This window comes from Carboxylicivirga longa (assembly GCF_050589825.1).
In the GTDB taxonomy this organism is placed as follows: Bacteria; Bacteroidota; Bacteroidia; order Bacteroidales; family Marinilabiliaceae; genus Carboxylicivirga; species Carboxylicivirga longa.
Genome location: NZ_JBNGOZ010000013.1, coordinates 79,173 through 95,030, shown reverse-complemented (window position 1 = coordinate 95,030; position 15,858 = coordinate 79,173). Strand labels below are relative to the sequence as shown.

17 protein-coding genes are annotated in these 15,858 nt (G+C 39.6%); 12 read left to right on the top strand and 5 right to left on the bottom strand.

Annotation, left to right across the window (positions count from 1 at the left end):
- Positions 1 to 29 precede the first annotated feature (29 nt).
- Positions 30 to 1,370, top strand: a complete 1,341-nt coding sequence (locus tag ACRD7A_RS12565; RefSeq protein WP_430811430.1) for a homoserine dehydrogenase — start codon at positions 30 to 32, stop codon at positions 1,368 to 1,370.
- Between the two features lie 34 nt (positions 1,371 to 1,404).
- Here the strand turns inward: ACRD7A_RS12565 and ACRD7A_RS12560 are convergent, their stop codons facing one another.
- Positions 1,405 to 2,268, bottom strand: coding sequence for a cation diffusion facilitator family transporter (locus ACRD7A_RS12560; protein ID WP_430811429.1), 864 nt, complete (start codon positions 2,266 to 2,268; stop codon positions 1,405 to 1,407).
- A gap of 125 nt (positions 2,269 to 2,393) precedes the next feature.
- Entirely contained in the window at positions 2,394 to 3,527 is a 1,134-nt protein-coding gene (hemW, locus tag ACRD7A_RS12555) for a radical SAM family heme chaperone HemW (protein ID WP_430811428.1), read from the bottom strand.
- A gap of 101 nt (positions 3,528 to 3,628) precedes the next feature.
- On the opposite strand from hemW, the gene ACRD7A_RS12550 reads away from it, so the two are divergent.
- The gene (locus ACRD7A_RS12550; protein ID WP_489672205.1) at positions 3,629 to 4,051 is read left to right on the top strand and encodes a VanZ family protein; all 423 of its coding nucleotides are present in this window, start codon (positions 3,629 to 3,631) and stop codon (positions 4,049 to 4,051) included.
- Here ACRD7A_RS12550 and ACRD7A_RS12545 read toward each other — a convergent pair.
- The 3 genes from ACRD7A_RS12545 to rpiB are packed head-to-tail and all read right to left on the bottom strand — an operon-like array spanning position 4,041 to position 6,350.
- Positions 4,041 to 4,484, bottom strand: a complete 444-nt coding sequence (locus ACRD7A_RS12545; protein WP_430811427.1) for an RrF2 family transcriptional regulator — start codon at positions 4,482 to 4,484, stop codon at positions 4,041 to 4,043. The two genes, ACRD7A_RS12550 and ACRD7A_RS12545, sit on opposite strands and share 11 nt — an antisense overlap.
- A gap of 46 nt (positions 4,485 to 4,530) precedes the next feature.
- Positions 4,531 to 5,901 (bottom strand): lactate utilization protein B, encoded by a 1,371-nt coding sequence (locus tag ACRD7A_RS12540; protein WP_430811426.1) that lies wholly within the window; start codon positions 5,899 to 5,901, stop codon positions 4,531 to 4,533.
- 8 nt (positions 5,902 to 5,909) lie between these two features.
- On the bottom strand, positions 5,910 to 6,350 hold the full coding sequence (rpiB, locus tag ACRD7A_RS12535; protein WP_430811425.1) for a ribose 5-phosphate isomerase B: 441 nt from the start codon (positions 6,348 to 6,350) through the stop codon (positions 5,910 to 5,912).
- Between the two features lie 459 nt (positions 6,351 to 6,809).
- Here rpiB and nadA point away from each other — a divergent pair, with 459 nt between their 5' ends.
- The 10 genes from nadA (at position 6,810) to ybeY (ending at position 15,826) form a co-directional block, all read left to right on the top strand.
- A complete protein-coding gene (gene nadA, locus ACRD7A_RS12530) occupies positions 6,810 to 7,805 on the top strand; it encodes a quinolinate synthase NadA (RefSeq protein ID WP_430811424.1) in 996 nt (331 codons plus the stop codon).
- A 22-nt stretch (positions 7,806 to 7,827) separates the two neighbouring features.
- A complete protein-coding gene (locus ACRD7A_RS12525; RefSeq protein WP_430811423.1) occupies positions 7,828 to 8,217 on the top strand; it encodes a response regulator in 390 nt (129 codons plus the stop codon).
- A gap of 5 nt (positions 8,218 to 8,222) precedes the next feature.
- A complete protein-coding gene (gene ruvB, locus ACRD7A_RS12520) occupies positions 8,223 to 9,236 on the top strand; it encodes a Holliday junction branch migration DNA helicase RuvB (RefSeq protein ID WP_430811422.1) in 1,014 nt (337 codons plus the stop codon).
- Positions 9,237 to 9,240: 4 nt separating this feature from the next.
- Positions 9,241 to 10,701, top strand: coding sequence for a lipopolysaccharide biosynthesis protein (locus ACRD7A_RS12515; RefSeq protein WP_430811421.1), 1,461 nt, complete (start codon positions 9,241 to 9,243; stop codon positions 10,699 to 10,701).
- The gene (gene dut / locus ACRD7A_RS12510) at positions 10,698 to 11,135 is read left to right on the top strand and encodes a dUTP diphosphatase (RefSeq protein ID WP_430811420.1); all 438 of its coding nucleotides are present in this window, start codon (positions 10,698 to 10,700) and stop codon (positions 11,133 to 11,135) included. Before ACRD7A_RS12515 ends, dut begins: the two co-directional genes overlap by 4 nt.
- A gap of 17 nt (positions 11,136 to 11,152) precedes the next feature.
- Positions 11,153 to 12,907 carry a tetratricopeptide repeat protein gene (locus tag ACRD7A_RS12505; RefSeq protein WP_430811419.1) on the top strand — a complete coding sequence of 585 codons (1,755 nt, stop codon included), beginning with the start codon at positions 11,153 to 11,155 and terminating at the stop codon, positions 12,905 to 12,907.
- The gene (gene lolB1, locus ACRD7A_RS12500) at positions 12,904 to 13,743 is read left to right on the top strand and encodes a lipoprotein insertase outer membrane protein LolB1 (RefSeq protein ID WP_430811418.1); all 840 of its coding nucleotides are present in this window, start codon (positions 12,904 to 12,906) and stop codon (positions 13,741 to 13,743) included. Before ACRD7A_RS12505 ends, lolB1 begins: the two co-directional genes overlap by 4 nt.
- Positions 13,743 to 14,894 carry a murein hydrolase activator EnvC family protein gene (locus tag ACRD7A_RS12495; RefSeq protein ID WP_430811417.1) on the top strand — a complete coding sequence of 384 codons (1,152 nt, stop codon included), beginning with the start codon at positions 13,743 to 13,745 and terminating at the stop codon, positions 14,892 to 14,894. The genes lolB1 and ACRD7A_RS12495 overlap by 1 nt, the downstream gene beginning before the upstream one ends.
- A gap of 114 nt (positions 14,895 to 15,008) precedes the next feature.
- Entirely contained in the window at positions 15,009 to 15,407 is a 399-nt protein-coding gene (locus ACRD7A_RS12490; protein ID WP_430817948.1) for an ATP-binding protein, read from the top strand.
- Positions 15,404 to 15,826, top strand: a complete 423-nt coding sequence (gene ybeY, locus ACRD7A_RS12485) for an rRNA maturation RNase YbeY (RefSeq protein ID WP_430811415.1) — start codon at positions 15,404 to 15,406, stop codon at positions 15,824 to 15,826. The genes ACRD7A_RS12490 and ybeY overlap by 4 nt, the downstream gene beginning before the upstream one ends.
- Positions 15,827 to 15,858: the final 32 nt, after the last annotated feature.

Here is a 15,858-nt window from a genome sequence, read left to right as displayed (position 1 = left end):
TGCTTTGAAACCAGGTGTACCCCATTGTGATGAGCAGGATAAGAATATTAATTGCTTTTCCCATTCCATCCGGTTTTATTCTAAGGGTATCCGATGGTGATTTTTCCTTACTTTTGTCAGGCAAAACATTTACCAATCAGCAGACAAACGAGCGTTTGCAGAAAAAATTAACCATGAAACAAAAACTTAACATCGGCCTGTTTGGCTTTGGTGTAGTAGGGCAGGGGCTGTATGAAGTGCTAAAAACAAGCCCATCCTTTGATTCTGAGATCGCAAAAATATGTGTTAAAAACAAAAAAGAGCGTGCCTTACCCGAGCACTTCTTTTGTTACAATGCCGACGACATATTGGAAGATGATTCCATTAACACGGTTGTTGAGCTAATTGACAATGCCGATGAAGCCTATCGTATTGTAAAGAAAGCCCTGCAGAAGGGGAAACATGTAGTATCGGCCAACAAAAAAATGCTGGCTGAAAATATGGCTGAGATGATTCAGCTGCAAAAGGACAACAAAGTATCTCTACTGTATGAGGCTTCGGCGTGTGGTAGCATACCCGTAATTCGTAACCTGGAGGAATATTACGACAACGACCTCTTACTCTCTGTGACCGGAATATTAAACGGTTCGTCCAACTACATTCTTTCTAAAATTTTTGATCACGACCAATCGTATGAAACAGCATTAAAAGACGCGCAAGACCTGGGCTTTGCCGAGAGTGATCCTACCTTTGATGTGGAAGGCTTCGATTCGCTGTATAAGCTGATCATCCTTACTTTACATAGCTTTGGAACCATTATCCATCCCGATGACGTGCTTACCTACGGCATTTCCAATATATCGGATTTTGATATACAATATGCCCGCGAGAAACGCTACAAAATAAAATTGGTGGCGCAGGTAGAACGATTGGAAGGCAATGACATCACACTATTTGTATTACCTCGCTTTGTACGCAAAGACAAGTATATTTATAGTGTAGAGGACGAATTTAACGGCGTTGTAATCAAAGGAAAAGCCTACGATAAGCAGTTTATGTTTGGAAAAGGTGCCGGTGCTCATCCTACGGGCTCAGCGGTTCTTTCTGATATAACAGCCCTGGCTCATTACTATGCCTATGAGTACAAAAAAATGAAGTATGCTGATGATTTCAATTATTCTAAAGAGCATCAGGTAGAACTATATCTGAGATACTCAGATGACTCCGTACTGAAAAAATTTGATTTTGAATCTATTTCTGAAGAATACAAGGGTCCACAGTATAGCTATAAGATTGGGTATATCCGCCTGTCGAGCTTACTGAAGATCAAAGATCAACTGCGCGATTTAGACATTTTTATGGCCATCACAGGAGCTTCACTAAACTACTAGTATCAGTTCAATATTAATTTTCAACTAAGTTATATTAAGATAATTTTTCGAGCGAATCAATATGCACGGTAGCCTGTATATTGGTTCGCTCTTTTATTATTTGCTCGTAGGCAGTGGCTATCTCATGCGCATGATGAATGGTATAATCAGCTGGTAATCGGATGTGAAGAGTCATCTCAGTATGGTTACCATATTGATGCACTAAAAAATGATGGGGATACAAATCAATGTCAGCCACATCGCCGGCCATGGTTATTATCTCTTTACGCAAATCATCCTCAATAGACTCACCCAGCAAGTGACTCAGGTTGTCTTTTAATATAGAGTAACTCGTGTAAAAGAGAAGTAAAGATACCAGAATACCCAGCACACCATCAATCCACCAATAGTAACGTCCCAGGAAAATACCCACCAGTATAACCAGTGAAGAAATGGCGTCTGAGCGATGATGCCAACCATCGGCCACCATAGATTTTGAATTTGTTTTCTTGCCAATACGAATGGAATACTGTGCCATGAACTCCTTAATAAGCATGGAAACGAAAGTAACGACGAGGGCAAGGGTTCCATAATTCACATCACTTCTGTCCTGCAGCTTCACTACGGATTCCTTTAAAAAGCTGAACCCAATGATGGCCAGCAGCATACTGACGATAACAGAAGCCAGCACTTCGGCACGACCATGACCAAAAGGATGCTGCCGATCCGCAGGCTTGGCCGATACCTTAAGTCCAATAAGCACAGCCACCGATGAAATACTATCACTTAAAGTATGCCAGGCGTCGGCAATAATGGCGACCGAAGAACTAACCATGCCGGCCCAAAACTTAATAATAAAGAGAAATACATTTAAGAAAATTGAGCCGTAAGTGGCCAATATTCCCTTCTTATTTTCCATAGCTAAAGTATCTTTAATAGTTTATTCACTTAGCATTCATTTTTTTTGAGAAATATTTTTGCTCCCCTTAAATCCTTATCTGAATAGATAAAACTGGGGATAATACAATCTTAAAGAACATTTGTTTACTCAGCATTCACATAAAAAAAGTCGGCAATAATACCATCGGTAATCATTTTTTTACCGGCAGCTACGCAGCAGAAACCCTCTACTATTTGCACATTACCAGCTACCTTCTGCCTGTGCAACTGCTGATTAAAATACTGTACTATTTCCTTATTAAAAGATTCAACTAAGCGTAGATCAAAACCATTCTTCACCCTTAAACCAAGCATTATCAACTCATTATACCGATCCACTTCATCCAGTAACTCTTGCTCTTGATATTTAGCACCGTCATTAATCGCTGTACAATAACGTTTTATATCGCGTACATTCCAACTTCGGTTTTGCCCATCGAAAGAATGGGCAGAAGGACCCAACCCCAGGTATTTTTGTCCACTCCAATAGCTACTGTTATGTTTGGATTCACATCCCGGTAATGCAAAATTAGAAATCTCATAATTAATATAACCAGCCCGTTCAAGGGCTTCTACCAGGTATTCAAATTGTTGCACACTTGTTTCTTCGGGTATCTCCTTCAGCTTTCCTTTCTTCAGGTAATCGTAGTATAAGGTCCCTTTCTCAAAAGTAAGATGATAGGCCGATATATGTTGAACACCACTATCAATAGCCTGTTGCACATTGCTTTGCCACTCGTCAAAGGTCATATAAGGCAAGCCATAGATTAAATCAATACTCATATTATCAATTCCATTTTCGCGAGCTATGCGAATAGCATCATGGGCCTGACGAGCATTATGTCGCCGGTTCATTTTTCGTAAATGCGCATCAAAAAAACTCTGCACACCCATACTTAAACGATTGAAGCCCAGCGATACAAGCTGCTTGATATACTGATCAGACACATCATCGGGATTGATCTCTAAAGTCAACTCTTCAATGATATTACCGGAAGTATAGGCGAATAATTTATCGAGAATAATTTTCAGCTCCGAAGCACTCAGTGTAGAAGGCGTTCCACCCCCAAAGTAAAGCGTACGAATATCTTCTTCCTGTAAAAAAGAACGGTTAATACTGATCTCTTTACACAAAGCTTTAATATATTCGCCCTTAAATTGTTGTTCTGTTGTTTTATAAAAATCACAATACGAACACCGTGTGTAACAAAACGGAACATGTATGTAAATGCCTGCCATAACTGGGATTGTTTCACGTGAAACACTGACGAACAGTGTTTTATTAACGGGTTATCAACACTTTTTAAACAGAAAATCTTTGCTTACTAACATTTTATAGTATGTACTATATAAAGAAATATCATAAAACGCTGAGTATAATCACTATCATCACACTTCTGAGTCTTTTAAACACATCAGACATACAGCCGCGTAACATTCGATTATTCCCTCATTTTGACAAGGTGGTGCATTTTCTCATGTATTTCACACTGGCCTTTATTTTCATGCTCGAATATTACATCCATCACCACAAAACCATTAGTAAAATTTCGAAAATACTGATTCTACCATTATTTTATGGTGGACTAATGGAACTATTGCAATTGCTAATAACCGCTAATCGTAGCGGTGAATGGTGGGACATGCTGGCCAATGCCTGTGGAATCATCACAGCTTACTTCGCTGTTCTTCTGTTCAGGAACAGTCCACTGGTACATAAGTGGATGCTATTCCCTTTGAAAAAACCTATGTTTAAAGCTTAATATAATCACCCTTTGTTTCCATATTAGACAAAATACGGGCGATGGTTTCTGTTGAGAAAAAATCATACATCTGCTTACGAATGGCGCTATATTGCTCATGAACAGGACAAGCGTAGCCCTCCTCATTATTACTTTTGCAGGAATGTAAACCAATTAAACAATTGGTGAATACGTCGCTTCCATCAATGATCGATACAATGTCGAATAGTGTGATGTCCTCAGCAGGCCGTCCAATACTGAAACCTCCGTGTGGCCCTTTAGTGCTGTTTAATAACTTTTGTTTGGCCAGGCTCTGAAGAATCTTACCTAGAAAAGGAGTGGGGATATCCAGATCCTTGGAAATTTGCTTGATTCCAATTTTCTTCTCCCCTTCGTCGTTGACAGCCAAATAAATAACTGCCCGAATAGCATATTTGCACGTATTTGATAACATGATCTAATGAGTTTGTCGCTAAGGTAAGAAAATCATTAAAAAACCTTTATCTCTTTTTATGCTTTTTCCATTGTTCATTAAATGTTTTCGGGGCAAAGTCGGGTAATCTTTTTTCGCCCTTCATCACTTGAGAACTAACAAGACGAGCCACTGAGTTTTTTACTACACCACCTTTCATATTCATCAGCTGTCGATTACTCAAAGAGGCGTAAAGCAATTTATTAATAAAACTTTCGGGCAAGGATGCAGTCTTTTGAGCTTGCTGCCGATTATGCAAGAGTAAATGGGTAAGTGGAATATTTACAGGGCACACCGTATTGCATTTCCCACATAAAGAAGAGGCAAAACTCAAATGGTTAAAATCACCAAAATCCTTGAAATGCGGTGTCAGTACAGAACCGATGGGACCACTGTAGGTTGTATTGTAGGTATACCCGCCAATATTTCGATACACCGGACAGGCATTAAGGCAGGCACCACAACGAATACATTTAAGTGCCTCCCGCAGAACCTTATCTGCATACACTGACGAACGTCCATTATCCAGCAGAAAAATGATCATACGCTTTGGACCATCCTTTTCATTGCCTTTGCGCGGACCAAAAAAGAGATTGCTGTAAACCGTTTGCTGCTGACCGGTACCATGAGCAGCTAACAGGGGCCAGAATAAGGCCAGGTCGGAAATGGATGGCAGCACTTTTTCGATACCCGCGATCACAATGTGTAAATTGGGATTGGCACCCGATAAAAAAGCATTCCCTTCATTTTCAGTAACTGCAACAGCTCCTTCAGCGGCACATAAAAAATTAGCTCCGGTAATACCAACATCGGCGTTCAGAAACTTTTTACGCAGCAACTTCCTGACAAAACCCGTCATTTCCTCCGCTGATAAGTCTAAATCGGTATCGAAATGCTTATTGAACAGCTCAGCAATATCTTGTTTGGACTTATGCATGGCAGGCGTTACAATATGATAGGGTTTCTCACCTGCCACCTGCACTATAAATTCACCCAAATCCGTTTCAACCGATTCTATCCCTTCTTTTTCAAGCGCAGCGTTCAAATCAATTTCTTCAGTTACCATGGACTTACTCTTCACAAGCATTTTGGCCTGCTCTCCATGCAGTACATCCACGAGGTGCTCAATCAACTGATCGCCCGTAGCCGCCCAATACACTTCTGCACCATTCTTCTGTGCATTCCTTTCAAAGGTTTCCAACAAATAAGGCAGCTCACCAAGTACTTCGTTTTTCACTTCAGCTGCACAGTACTTGGCTCGCGACAAATCTGAATATCGTTCCTTACCCGCTTCTACAGCCGATTCGTACTTCGACATATTAAATTGTATAATACGCCGATGCCGCAAATCGGCTGATACACGCTGCGCCTCCTTTTTAAAGCGTTTTTTCCGGTTCAAAGCACACCTTATTTAAGGGGTATCTTATCAATTCGTTTCTGATGGCGACCTCCTTCAAAAGACGTATTAACAAACTTATCAACAATGTTGATAGCCTCTTCATGACTAACGTAACGACCTGGTACCGTGCAGATGTTCGCATCATTGTGCAAACGTGCCATCTCTGCTATTTCAACATTCCAACACAGTGCGGCACGAATACCCTGGTGTTTATTAACCGTCATGTTAATACCGTTTCCACTGCCACATATAGCAATTCCTATCTCATACTCTCCCTGCTCAACGGCAGCCGCCATAGGATGGGCATAATCGGCATAATCAGTACTTGCTTCGGAGTCTGTGCCATAGTCTTTTACACGCACTCCTAGTCCTTCAAAGTGCTTTTTTATAAGTTCTTTTACAGGATAACCGGCGTGATCGGCAGCCAATGCGATTGTTTTAAATATCATGCTGTTTTTTTTACAAAGATAAGCATGCTTCACGCATTTAAAAACATGTTAAAAAACCACTTATTAAATGTTTAAAACCTGTGGAAGGGCTGGGATTAAATATTAATAAAAGACATTGCTTATTCAATATTTTTTTCCAATACAATTGCTTAAGTCAATAAATGATGTTGGTAAGCGAAATATTTTAATCCCTTTTTTGAACCGATTTTAACGTCCCTTTAAACATTAACAACCAAAGAATTTATTAAATTTGAATCGTATTAACACATTGTTGAAACAGTTTTAAAAGTGATTACCTTCAATGAATTAACAGATTACAAACATGTTAATAAGGAGTTAGCTACTGTTTATCTAAGGATCATAAGTAAATTAGCAACGATTATTCAATAAAAATACCAACCTTGCTAACAGGATATTATCATTACTATATTTTTTTTAAATTCTTTCTATTATATAAATATGAGTATAAAAGATAGTTGGTTGAAAAAAGGATATGTGGACGAAGTGGTTCCAACTGATATCGACATAAAAAGCGAGATTAATCGCTTGAAGAAGGAGAAGGATGCTATTATAATGGCTCATTTCTATCAAAAGAACGCGATACAGGACATCGCAGACTTTGTTGGGGATAGTCTAGCTCTTGCTCAGGAAGCGGCCAAAACAGACGCTAAAATCATTGTTTTAGCCGGAGTACATTTTATGGGTGAAACAGCGAAGATATTATCACCTGATAAAAAAGTGTTGGTGCCTGACTTGAATGCAGGTTGTAGTTTGGCCGATAGTTGTCCTGCTGATAGTTTTAAACAATTTGTTGAAAAGCATCCTGATCATACCGTATTAACCTATGTGAATACTACGGCTAAAATCAAGGCTTTATCGGATATTGTGGTCACTTCAACCAATGCGAAGACGATTGTTGATAGCCTGCCGAAGGACGAAAAGATTATCTTTGGTCCGGATCGTAACCTTGGAAATTACCTGAACAGTATTACAGGTAGGGAGATGCTTTTATGGGACGGTGCGTGTCATGTGCATGAGAAATTTTCGGTGGAGAAAATTGTTGAGCTTAAAAAAGCCCACCCTGAAGCGAAAGTACTAGCCCATCCTGAATGTAAAAAGCCGCTTTTATTGTTGGCCGATTATGTGGGAAGTACAGCTGCTTTACTAAAATATTCGATAAATGATGATGCCCGTGAGTTTATTGTGGCTACCGAATCCGGTATTATTCATCAGATGCAAAAGGAGAGTCCCAATAAAACATTTATACCGGCACCACCCAATGATTCAACTTGTGCATGCAACGATTGCGAGTATATGAAGCTGAACTCATTGGAAAAACTGTATAACACGTTAAAATATGAATGGCCTACTATTGATGTGGAAGAAGCCATTCGAATTGATGCGGTTAAGCCCATTAATAGAATGTTAGACATATCCCGCGAAGCCGGACTCTAATATAGAAACAACCTTACCCAGAATGGAAAAACTCGAACAACCTGTATCCGTATTATTGGTGGAAGATAACGTTTTGAATCAAAAGCTCATCTTCCTTAACCTTTCCAGGTACGGCTTTAAGATTGATATTGCCAACCATGGGAGGGAAGCCCTGGAGAAATTAGAACATGGCCATTATGACCTGGTACTGATGGATCTGATGATGCCGGTGATGGATGGATTGGAAACTACCCGTGCCATTCGTCATAAGGAGAAGGACAGTAAGACGCACCTGCCTATTGTCGGCCTCACTGCGAATACCTATGATGCTGATCGTGAAAAATGTCTCTCTACAGGAATGGACGAATATATGGCGAAACCTTTCGATTTACAGGAGTTCTTTAAAAATTTAAAAAAGTTAGACATAATCTGATATTTATGAGTTTCGACATTAGGGGAAATGGAGATACGGAGAAGGAATTAGAAAGGGCCTTGAGGCCCCTGTCATTCGATGATTTTAAGGGGCAGGATAAGATTGTCGAAAACCTTGAAATATTTGTGCAAGCTGCCAGAATGCGCGGGGATGCCCTGGATCATGTACTGCTACACGGGCCTCCGGGACTGGGTAAAACGACCTTATCTAATATTATTGCCCATCAGCTGGGGGTAGGCTTTAAATTAACCAGTGGACCCGTGTTGGATAAGCCTGGTGATTTGGCCGGTATTCTTACCAGCTTGGATGAGAATGATGTACTTTTTATTGATGAGATACACCGGCTCAGCCCTGTTGTGGAAGAATATCTCTATAGTGCCATGGAAGATTTTCGCATTGATATTGTAATCGATAAAGGACCGGGTGCGCGCAGTATTCAAATTGACCTTAATCCATTTACGCTGATTGGTGCTACCACACGTAGTGGACTTTTAACCGCGCCACTCCGTGCCCGCTTTGGTATTAATAGTCATTTGGAGTATTATAATTCCGATACCATTGCCCATATCATTGAGCGTTCGGCTGACATACTGGAAGTGCGAATTCACGAGAATGCAGCCAATGAAATTGCCCGGCGTAGCCGGGGTACACCGCGTATTGCCAATGCCCTTTTGCGCCGTGTTCGCGACTTTGCACAGGTAAAAGGCAACGGTATTATCGATATTGATATTAGTCGACTGGCATTAAATGCCCTTAATATTGATACGCACGGATTAGATACCATGGATCATAAAATACTGATGACGCTAATTGATAAGTTTAATGGTGGCCCTGTGGGGGTTAACACCATTGCTACAGCTGTGGGTGAAGATGCCGGTACTATCGAAGAGGTGTATGAGCCTTTCCTGATAATGGAAGGATTTATCAAACGAACACCACGCGGGCGTATGGTAACCGCCAATGCTTATCAGCATCTGGGCTTGGAAAATAATTTGAATCAAGGGACACTTTTTTCTTAACATCTTGGGTAAATTAAAAAAATTAGCCGGCGATACCATTATTTATGGTGCAAGTACAATTGTAGGGCGTCTGCTCAACTGGCTGTTAATGCCTTTCTATATTCGCACCCTGGATCCTGTGCAGTTCGGTGGTGTAGTTAATATTTACAGTTATATAGCAGTCGTTTTGGTTATTCTTACTTTTGGTTTTGAAACCGGCTATTTTCGTTTCGCCAAAAAGACCAATCGCCAGGATTTACTCAGTACCTTGGGCGGTTTTGTTACGATGCTATCGCTGTTTTTTGTATTGCTCGTTTATTTCTTAAAAGATAGTATTGCATCCTTACTTGGCAATGAGCATCTTACATCGGAGTATTTTTTTATTGGGGCGCTCATTGTGTCGCTCGATGCTATAACGAGTATCCCTTTTGCCGATTTGCGCATTCGCAACAAAACGATGCGATATGCTACGCTGAAGTTTGTATCGGTACTTTTGAATATCGTTTTTAATGTATTCTTCCTGGTTATTTGCCCTTATTTATACAAAGAAGGGTATACGCCCGTAAACTACATTTACGATCCCAATAACAAGCTCCTATACGTTTTTATCGCCAATCTTTTAAGTTCATTAATAATTAGTGTGTTTTTGATACCACAGCTGTTTAAAGGACATTTCGTTGTGCGCAAAGAGCTATTAAGAGCTGTACTACGTTATTCTTATCCCGTTATGATAGTGGGTCTCTTTGGCATGCTTATTCAGAATATCGACAAAATACTGATGCCCCATCTGATTGGTGAAAATGCCATGGAGGCGCTGGCGATTTATGGCGCCAATTATAAGATTGGAGTACTTATGGCTCTGTTCATTCAGTCCTACCGTCTTGCTTTTGAACCTTTCTTTTTTAAGGAGGGGAAGGAGAAAGCTTCCACCGAACTTTATGCACGCATTCTTAAGTACTTTGTTATTTTTGGTATGATTGTGTTTGTGGGTGTTTTGGTCTTTATAGATCTCATTAACGTATTGCTGTTACCCGAGTATTACGAAGGCAATCGCATTATCCCATTGATTCTATTAGGGCAGTTGTTTTTTGGTATTTATTACTCACTATCGCTATGGTATAAATTAACCGATAAAACACATTTTGGGGCTATAATAAGTGGTATTGGTGCTGTTCTCGCCATTGTTGCTAACCTTATTTTTGTGCCTTCCATGGGCTATATGGGTGCTGCTCTTAGTAGTCTTCTGTGTTTCCTGTTGATGACTATCATCTCTTATTTTCTGGGTCAGAAATATTATCCGGTCAATTACCCCGTTGCCAATATTATTTTCCACATTGTCAGCGGTATGGCCGTGGTTGTTATAAGTCAGTTATATACATCAGATAATCAATTATTTCATTTCGGTTTTAAAGGCACTATATTTGTAGCCTATTTTGTATTCCTTTATTTCACCGAACGGAAAGAGTTTAATAAGATTCTATCATGACGCAAGTACAAATTATTAATAAAAGTAAACATCAATTACCCAGTTACAGTACCGAGCACTCTGCAGGCATGGATCTGCGGGCTAATATCGATGGCCCTGTAGTTTTAAAGCCCCTTCAAAGAGTACTGATCCCAACAGGAATTTATATTCAGCTGCCCGATGGTCATGAGGCACAGATAAGACCCAGAAGCGGTCTTGCTGCTAAATTTGGTGTGACGGTTCTTAACACGCCGGGAACCATCGATGCCGATTATCGAGGTGAGATCAAAGTTATTTTGGTGAACCTTTCAAATGAAGACTTCACTATTAGCGATGGAGAGCGCATTTGCCAGATGGTGATTGCCCGTTATACCAAAGTATCGCTCAATGAAGTTGAGATTCTTGAGGAGAGTGTGCGTGGTAGTGGTGGCTTTGGTCACACCGGAACCAACTAAAAAAAATTAAAGCAAGAATGACATATAAAATATATCGCTATCTATCGTTTGTGCTAGCGCTGAGCATAGTAAGCTGTGCCACGCTCAAAAAGACAGATAGTCCTGCTGTTACAAGCGAGCAAATAAAAAAGGTACAGTTGACGGATTTGCAAAAGCGCAAATTCGATTATTTTTTCTATGAGGCCAGTCGAGAAAAGATGAAAGGAAATCTTGAAAAGTCTGCGATGTACCTCAGTGAGTGCCTAAAGATTGACGCTACCAGTAGTGCCGCCATGTATGAGTTAGCCAATATTCTGGTGGCTGGTAAAGAAGGTGTAAAAGCCCAGGGACTGCTTGAGAGAGCTGTTCAGATTGAGCCCACTAATATTTGGTATAAACTAATGCTGGCCGAATTGTATCAGCAAAATAAGCTCGGCGTTAAGGCGATTGCTTTATATGAGCAAATTGTAGCTGAGCATCCTGATAATGAAGAGTATCTCTACGGTTTGGCGCAGGTCTATCAGCGCAATGGTGAACTGGATAAGGCCATTGATGCCTACAACAGGCTGGAAAAGAAAATGGGCTTAAATGAAGTGATCGTGCTCGAAAAGCAACAGCTTTTTCTGAAAGCGGGGAAAAACAAACCTGCTTTGCAGGAGTTGAACAAGCTGGTTGAGAAATACCCCGAGGAAGCGCGTTACTATGGTTTTATCGCCGATTACTACCTGTATCTGGAAGATCATGAAAAGGCACGAGAATACTATAACATGGTGTTGCAAAAGGATCCGGATAACAGCATGGCCTACTTCAGTTTAGGTAATTTGGCGATTCAGCAGAATGATACAAGCAATTTCATCACCTACTACGAGCAGGCCTTAGCTGTAAAGCATACGCCTTTCGAGTTAAAATTCCAAAGGATTCTACCTTTTCTAATGGATAACGCAGCATTGGTAAAAAACGCAGATTTCCTTGAAGATTTTTTCGATGTAATCATTGACGCACACCCTTATGAAGCCATGGCCTACGTTTACAAAGGTAATTTTTATCGGGCCTTAAATGATAGCCCTAATGCTCTTGAAGCTTATCGTAAGGCCATTTCTTTAGAAGAGAAGAATGAATTGATATGGCAGGATTATCTGCTTTTAATGATTGACACGCAGGACTTTAAAAAGATATATGGTAATGCGCGTATTGCCTTAGAGCATTTTCCTAATAATGCCTTTTTTTATCTGCTAGCAGGCAGTTCCGCAGGTCAGCTTAATGAACATGAGGAAGCGCTTGACTTATTGGAGAAAGGTTTAAATAAAGTTGGTGAGAACCGTGCCCTTGAAGCACAACTGTATGCCAATATAGGAGATATAGCCTATGCTGCAGGGCAGACGAGTCGAGCCTTTGATTCATACGATAAGTCACTGGCCATTGACGAGCTGAATATTGTTGTGCTCAACAATTATAGTTATTATCTAACGCTTGAAAACAAAGATTTGGATAAAGCAGAGCGCATGAGTAGCAAATGTATCGAAATGGAGCCTGGTAATGCTACATACCTCGATACTTATGCCTGGGTACTTTTCAAGCGTGAGCGATATTTTGAGGCCAAGTATATTATTGAACGTGCCCTTGATAATGGTGGTGATAGTAGTGCTGTAATCGTTGAGCATTATGGTGATATACTATACAAAAATGGAGATCTCGAAGCTGCACTCGAACAATGGAATAAAGCGCTGGACATGGGCGCCGATAGTACTTTATTACGACAGAAGATTGAACAACAAACGTACCTCGAAAAGTGAAATTAAATAGCTATTTACTCGCTCTTATTCTGGTAATCCTTGGCATTAGCTGCCGGTCAACCCGTGATGTCTATACCGCAAAGGGCGAATTAAAGAACATTCCAGATGCTAAGCTCATTAGCTCTGTTGAAGAGGGTTATCTTGACTTTAATACGCTCTTTCTGAAGAAGTTTAAAGCAGAACTTACTTTTAATGGCGAAAAAAAATCGTTTAAAGGTAATATGTTTATCAATCGCGATTCTTCCATAACAGTTTCTATTAATCCGCTGATGGGAATAGAATTGTTTCGGGTCAGGTTATCGCCTGGAAATGTTGAAATTATTGACCGTACCAAGAAACAATATTCGCAAGGGGATTATAAAATTCTGTGGGAAAAATTTCTCATTGAGCTGGACTATTACACCTTGCAGCACATCTTAACCAATCAGTTATTTCCTTATCCAATCGGTGACTTTGATAAAACCATTAAGCGTTATAAGCACTATGTTGGACAGGATGCTTATCAGTTACAATCCCTTAAGGAAGGACGTTATAACCGCATCTATAAAAAGGACAAAACAGATAATGTTGTATTTCACCAGTTTTCAATTCTTCCTGATGTGTTTCGCATTCGAGATGTTAGCATCCGAGATTTTGAAGTTAATAGTCAGGTAAGTATTGCCTATGAAGATTTTCAGCTGCGAAATAATGCCTTATTTCCATCGAAAATAGTGATAGATGGCAAGCGGGGATGGGATAGCTTTAGCCTTGGAATAAGTTTCGAACATATTGATATTGATGGAGAACATTCATTGGGTTTTAAAATATCTAATAAGTATAAAAAAACACAGTTTTAATGGTCGCACGTAAGGTCGTCATATTGTTTTTTACTGTTGTACTCTTTTCTAAGCCGGTCATTTCTCAATCACTAGACGAGTTGCAGGCACAGAAAGCCAGCATTGAAAAGCGCATTGAAGATGCTAATAACTTAATTGCCTCCTATGCCAAAAGTAAAACAGCAAATATGCGCAATGTAAACGTGCTCAACAGGCAAATTGCCGATCGTGAAAAGCTCATTGGCCTTTACGAAGACGAAATTGGTCTATTGAAAGGCGATATTACTGTGCTAGAGGCTGAAATAAGTGATAATGAACATCAGTTGGAGCAGCTTAAGGAGCAGTACGTAAAGCTTATTCAAACCACCTATAATAACAAAAAGCGTTATAATGAGTTATCGTTTTTTTTGGGGGCAAAAAGTTTTAATGAGTTTTATCGCCGTTATATTATGCTGAAGGAGTACAATAAATTCAGGTATAATCAAGGCCTTTTGATCGATGAAAAGAGGCTGGAATTGAAAGATAGTTACGGGTTACTCAACACTAAGCTTAAAGTGCAGAATAACGCCCTTAAAAAGATTCTTAATGAGCGGGAACGTTTAGTCGGCGACAAAGCATCGCTCAACGCTAATATTCAAGAATTAAAACGTAAAGAAAGTCGGCTCAAGCGTGACATACAACGTCAAAAAAAGACCTTGCAAAAGCTTGAAACCACCATCGTTAATCTAATTGCTGAATTATCCAAAGAAACTGTAGAAGCTTCTGATTTTCATCTGGCTAAGGGTCAGTTAATTAATCCTGTTGAAAATGGTGTTATTGTAAGTAAGTTTGGAGAACATGCGCACCCTGTTTTGAAATACGTAAAGGTAAAGAATAATGGGGTGGATATTCAAAGTTCAAATAATATTGCTGCTAAGGCCGTTTTTAGTGGAAAAGTGTCGCGTATCGTTTCAATACCCGGCTATAATAAAGCTGTTCTGATTCGTCATGGAAGATTTTTGACTGTTTATGCTAACCTCGACTCCGTTCGTGTAAAAAAAGGAGAAAATGTAACTAAAAATTCTCTAATTGGTACAATCTATAATGGTCAGGGTGAAAATTCTGGTGTGCTGCACTTTGAAATTTGGGAAGAAAGTAAGAAATTAAACCCCGAACATTGGTTGATGAAATGATTATGGCAGTAGAAACACAACATTTTTTTATTTCTTTCGTACAATTAATCGTTTGAAAGGGGAATGTTGGGTATGTCAGGCTTGCACATAAAAGGGATTTAAATGGAATTGACTGTGAATAGGATAGAATTTAGCTCCGAGACAAAAAACATCAATATTGTTGAAAAACTTATTGATGATTTATGTTTGGAATATAATCTACATAATGATATATACGGTAAACTTCTATTGGCCGTAGTTGAAGGTGTTAACAACGCCATTGTTCACGGTAATAAGCTTGACAGAGATAAGAAGGTTGTTGTCTTATATAGGATTGATAATAAAGCGATTGAGTTTACTATTATTGACGAAGGCACTGGTTTTGATTACACAAATATACCAGACCCTACAAAACCTGAAAATCTGGAAAAAACGCATGGTCGAGGTATATTTTTAATGCATCACTTAGCTGATGATATAGAATTTGAGAATGAAGGTAGTCGGGTTACTATGTTTTTTTATATTCCTGAATGATAGAATTTTGCGCTGAAGATGTAAGGCTTCCTGAGGTTTGTAATCAACAAACGAAAGCCTGGATAGAACGGGTTGTATCCTCTTTCGATAAGAAGGTAGGAATACTTACTTATGTCTTCTGCTCTGATGCTTATATTTTAGAAGTAAATAGAAATTATCTTCAACATAATTATTACACAGATATCATTACTTTTGATTACTGCAAGAATCAAACAATTGCTGGTGATCTAGTAATTAGTGTGGATACGGTACGGAGTAATTCACAACTTTTTAACCGTCCCTTTGAGGAAGAATTGCATCGTGTCATTATTCATGGCATCCTCCACCTGCTCGGTTTTAAGGATGCCACCGAAGAAGAAAAGTTAGAAATGCGTCGTCAGGAAGATCGCGCATTATCAATCTTATCAACTTTTCATTAAATTTGCTGTTTATCTTACAGTAAATCAATAAT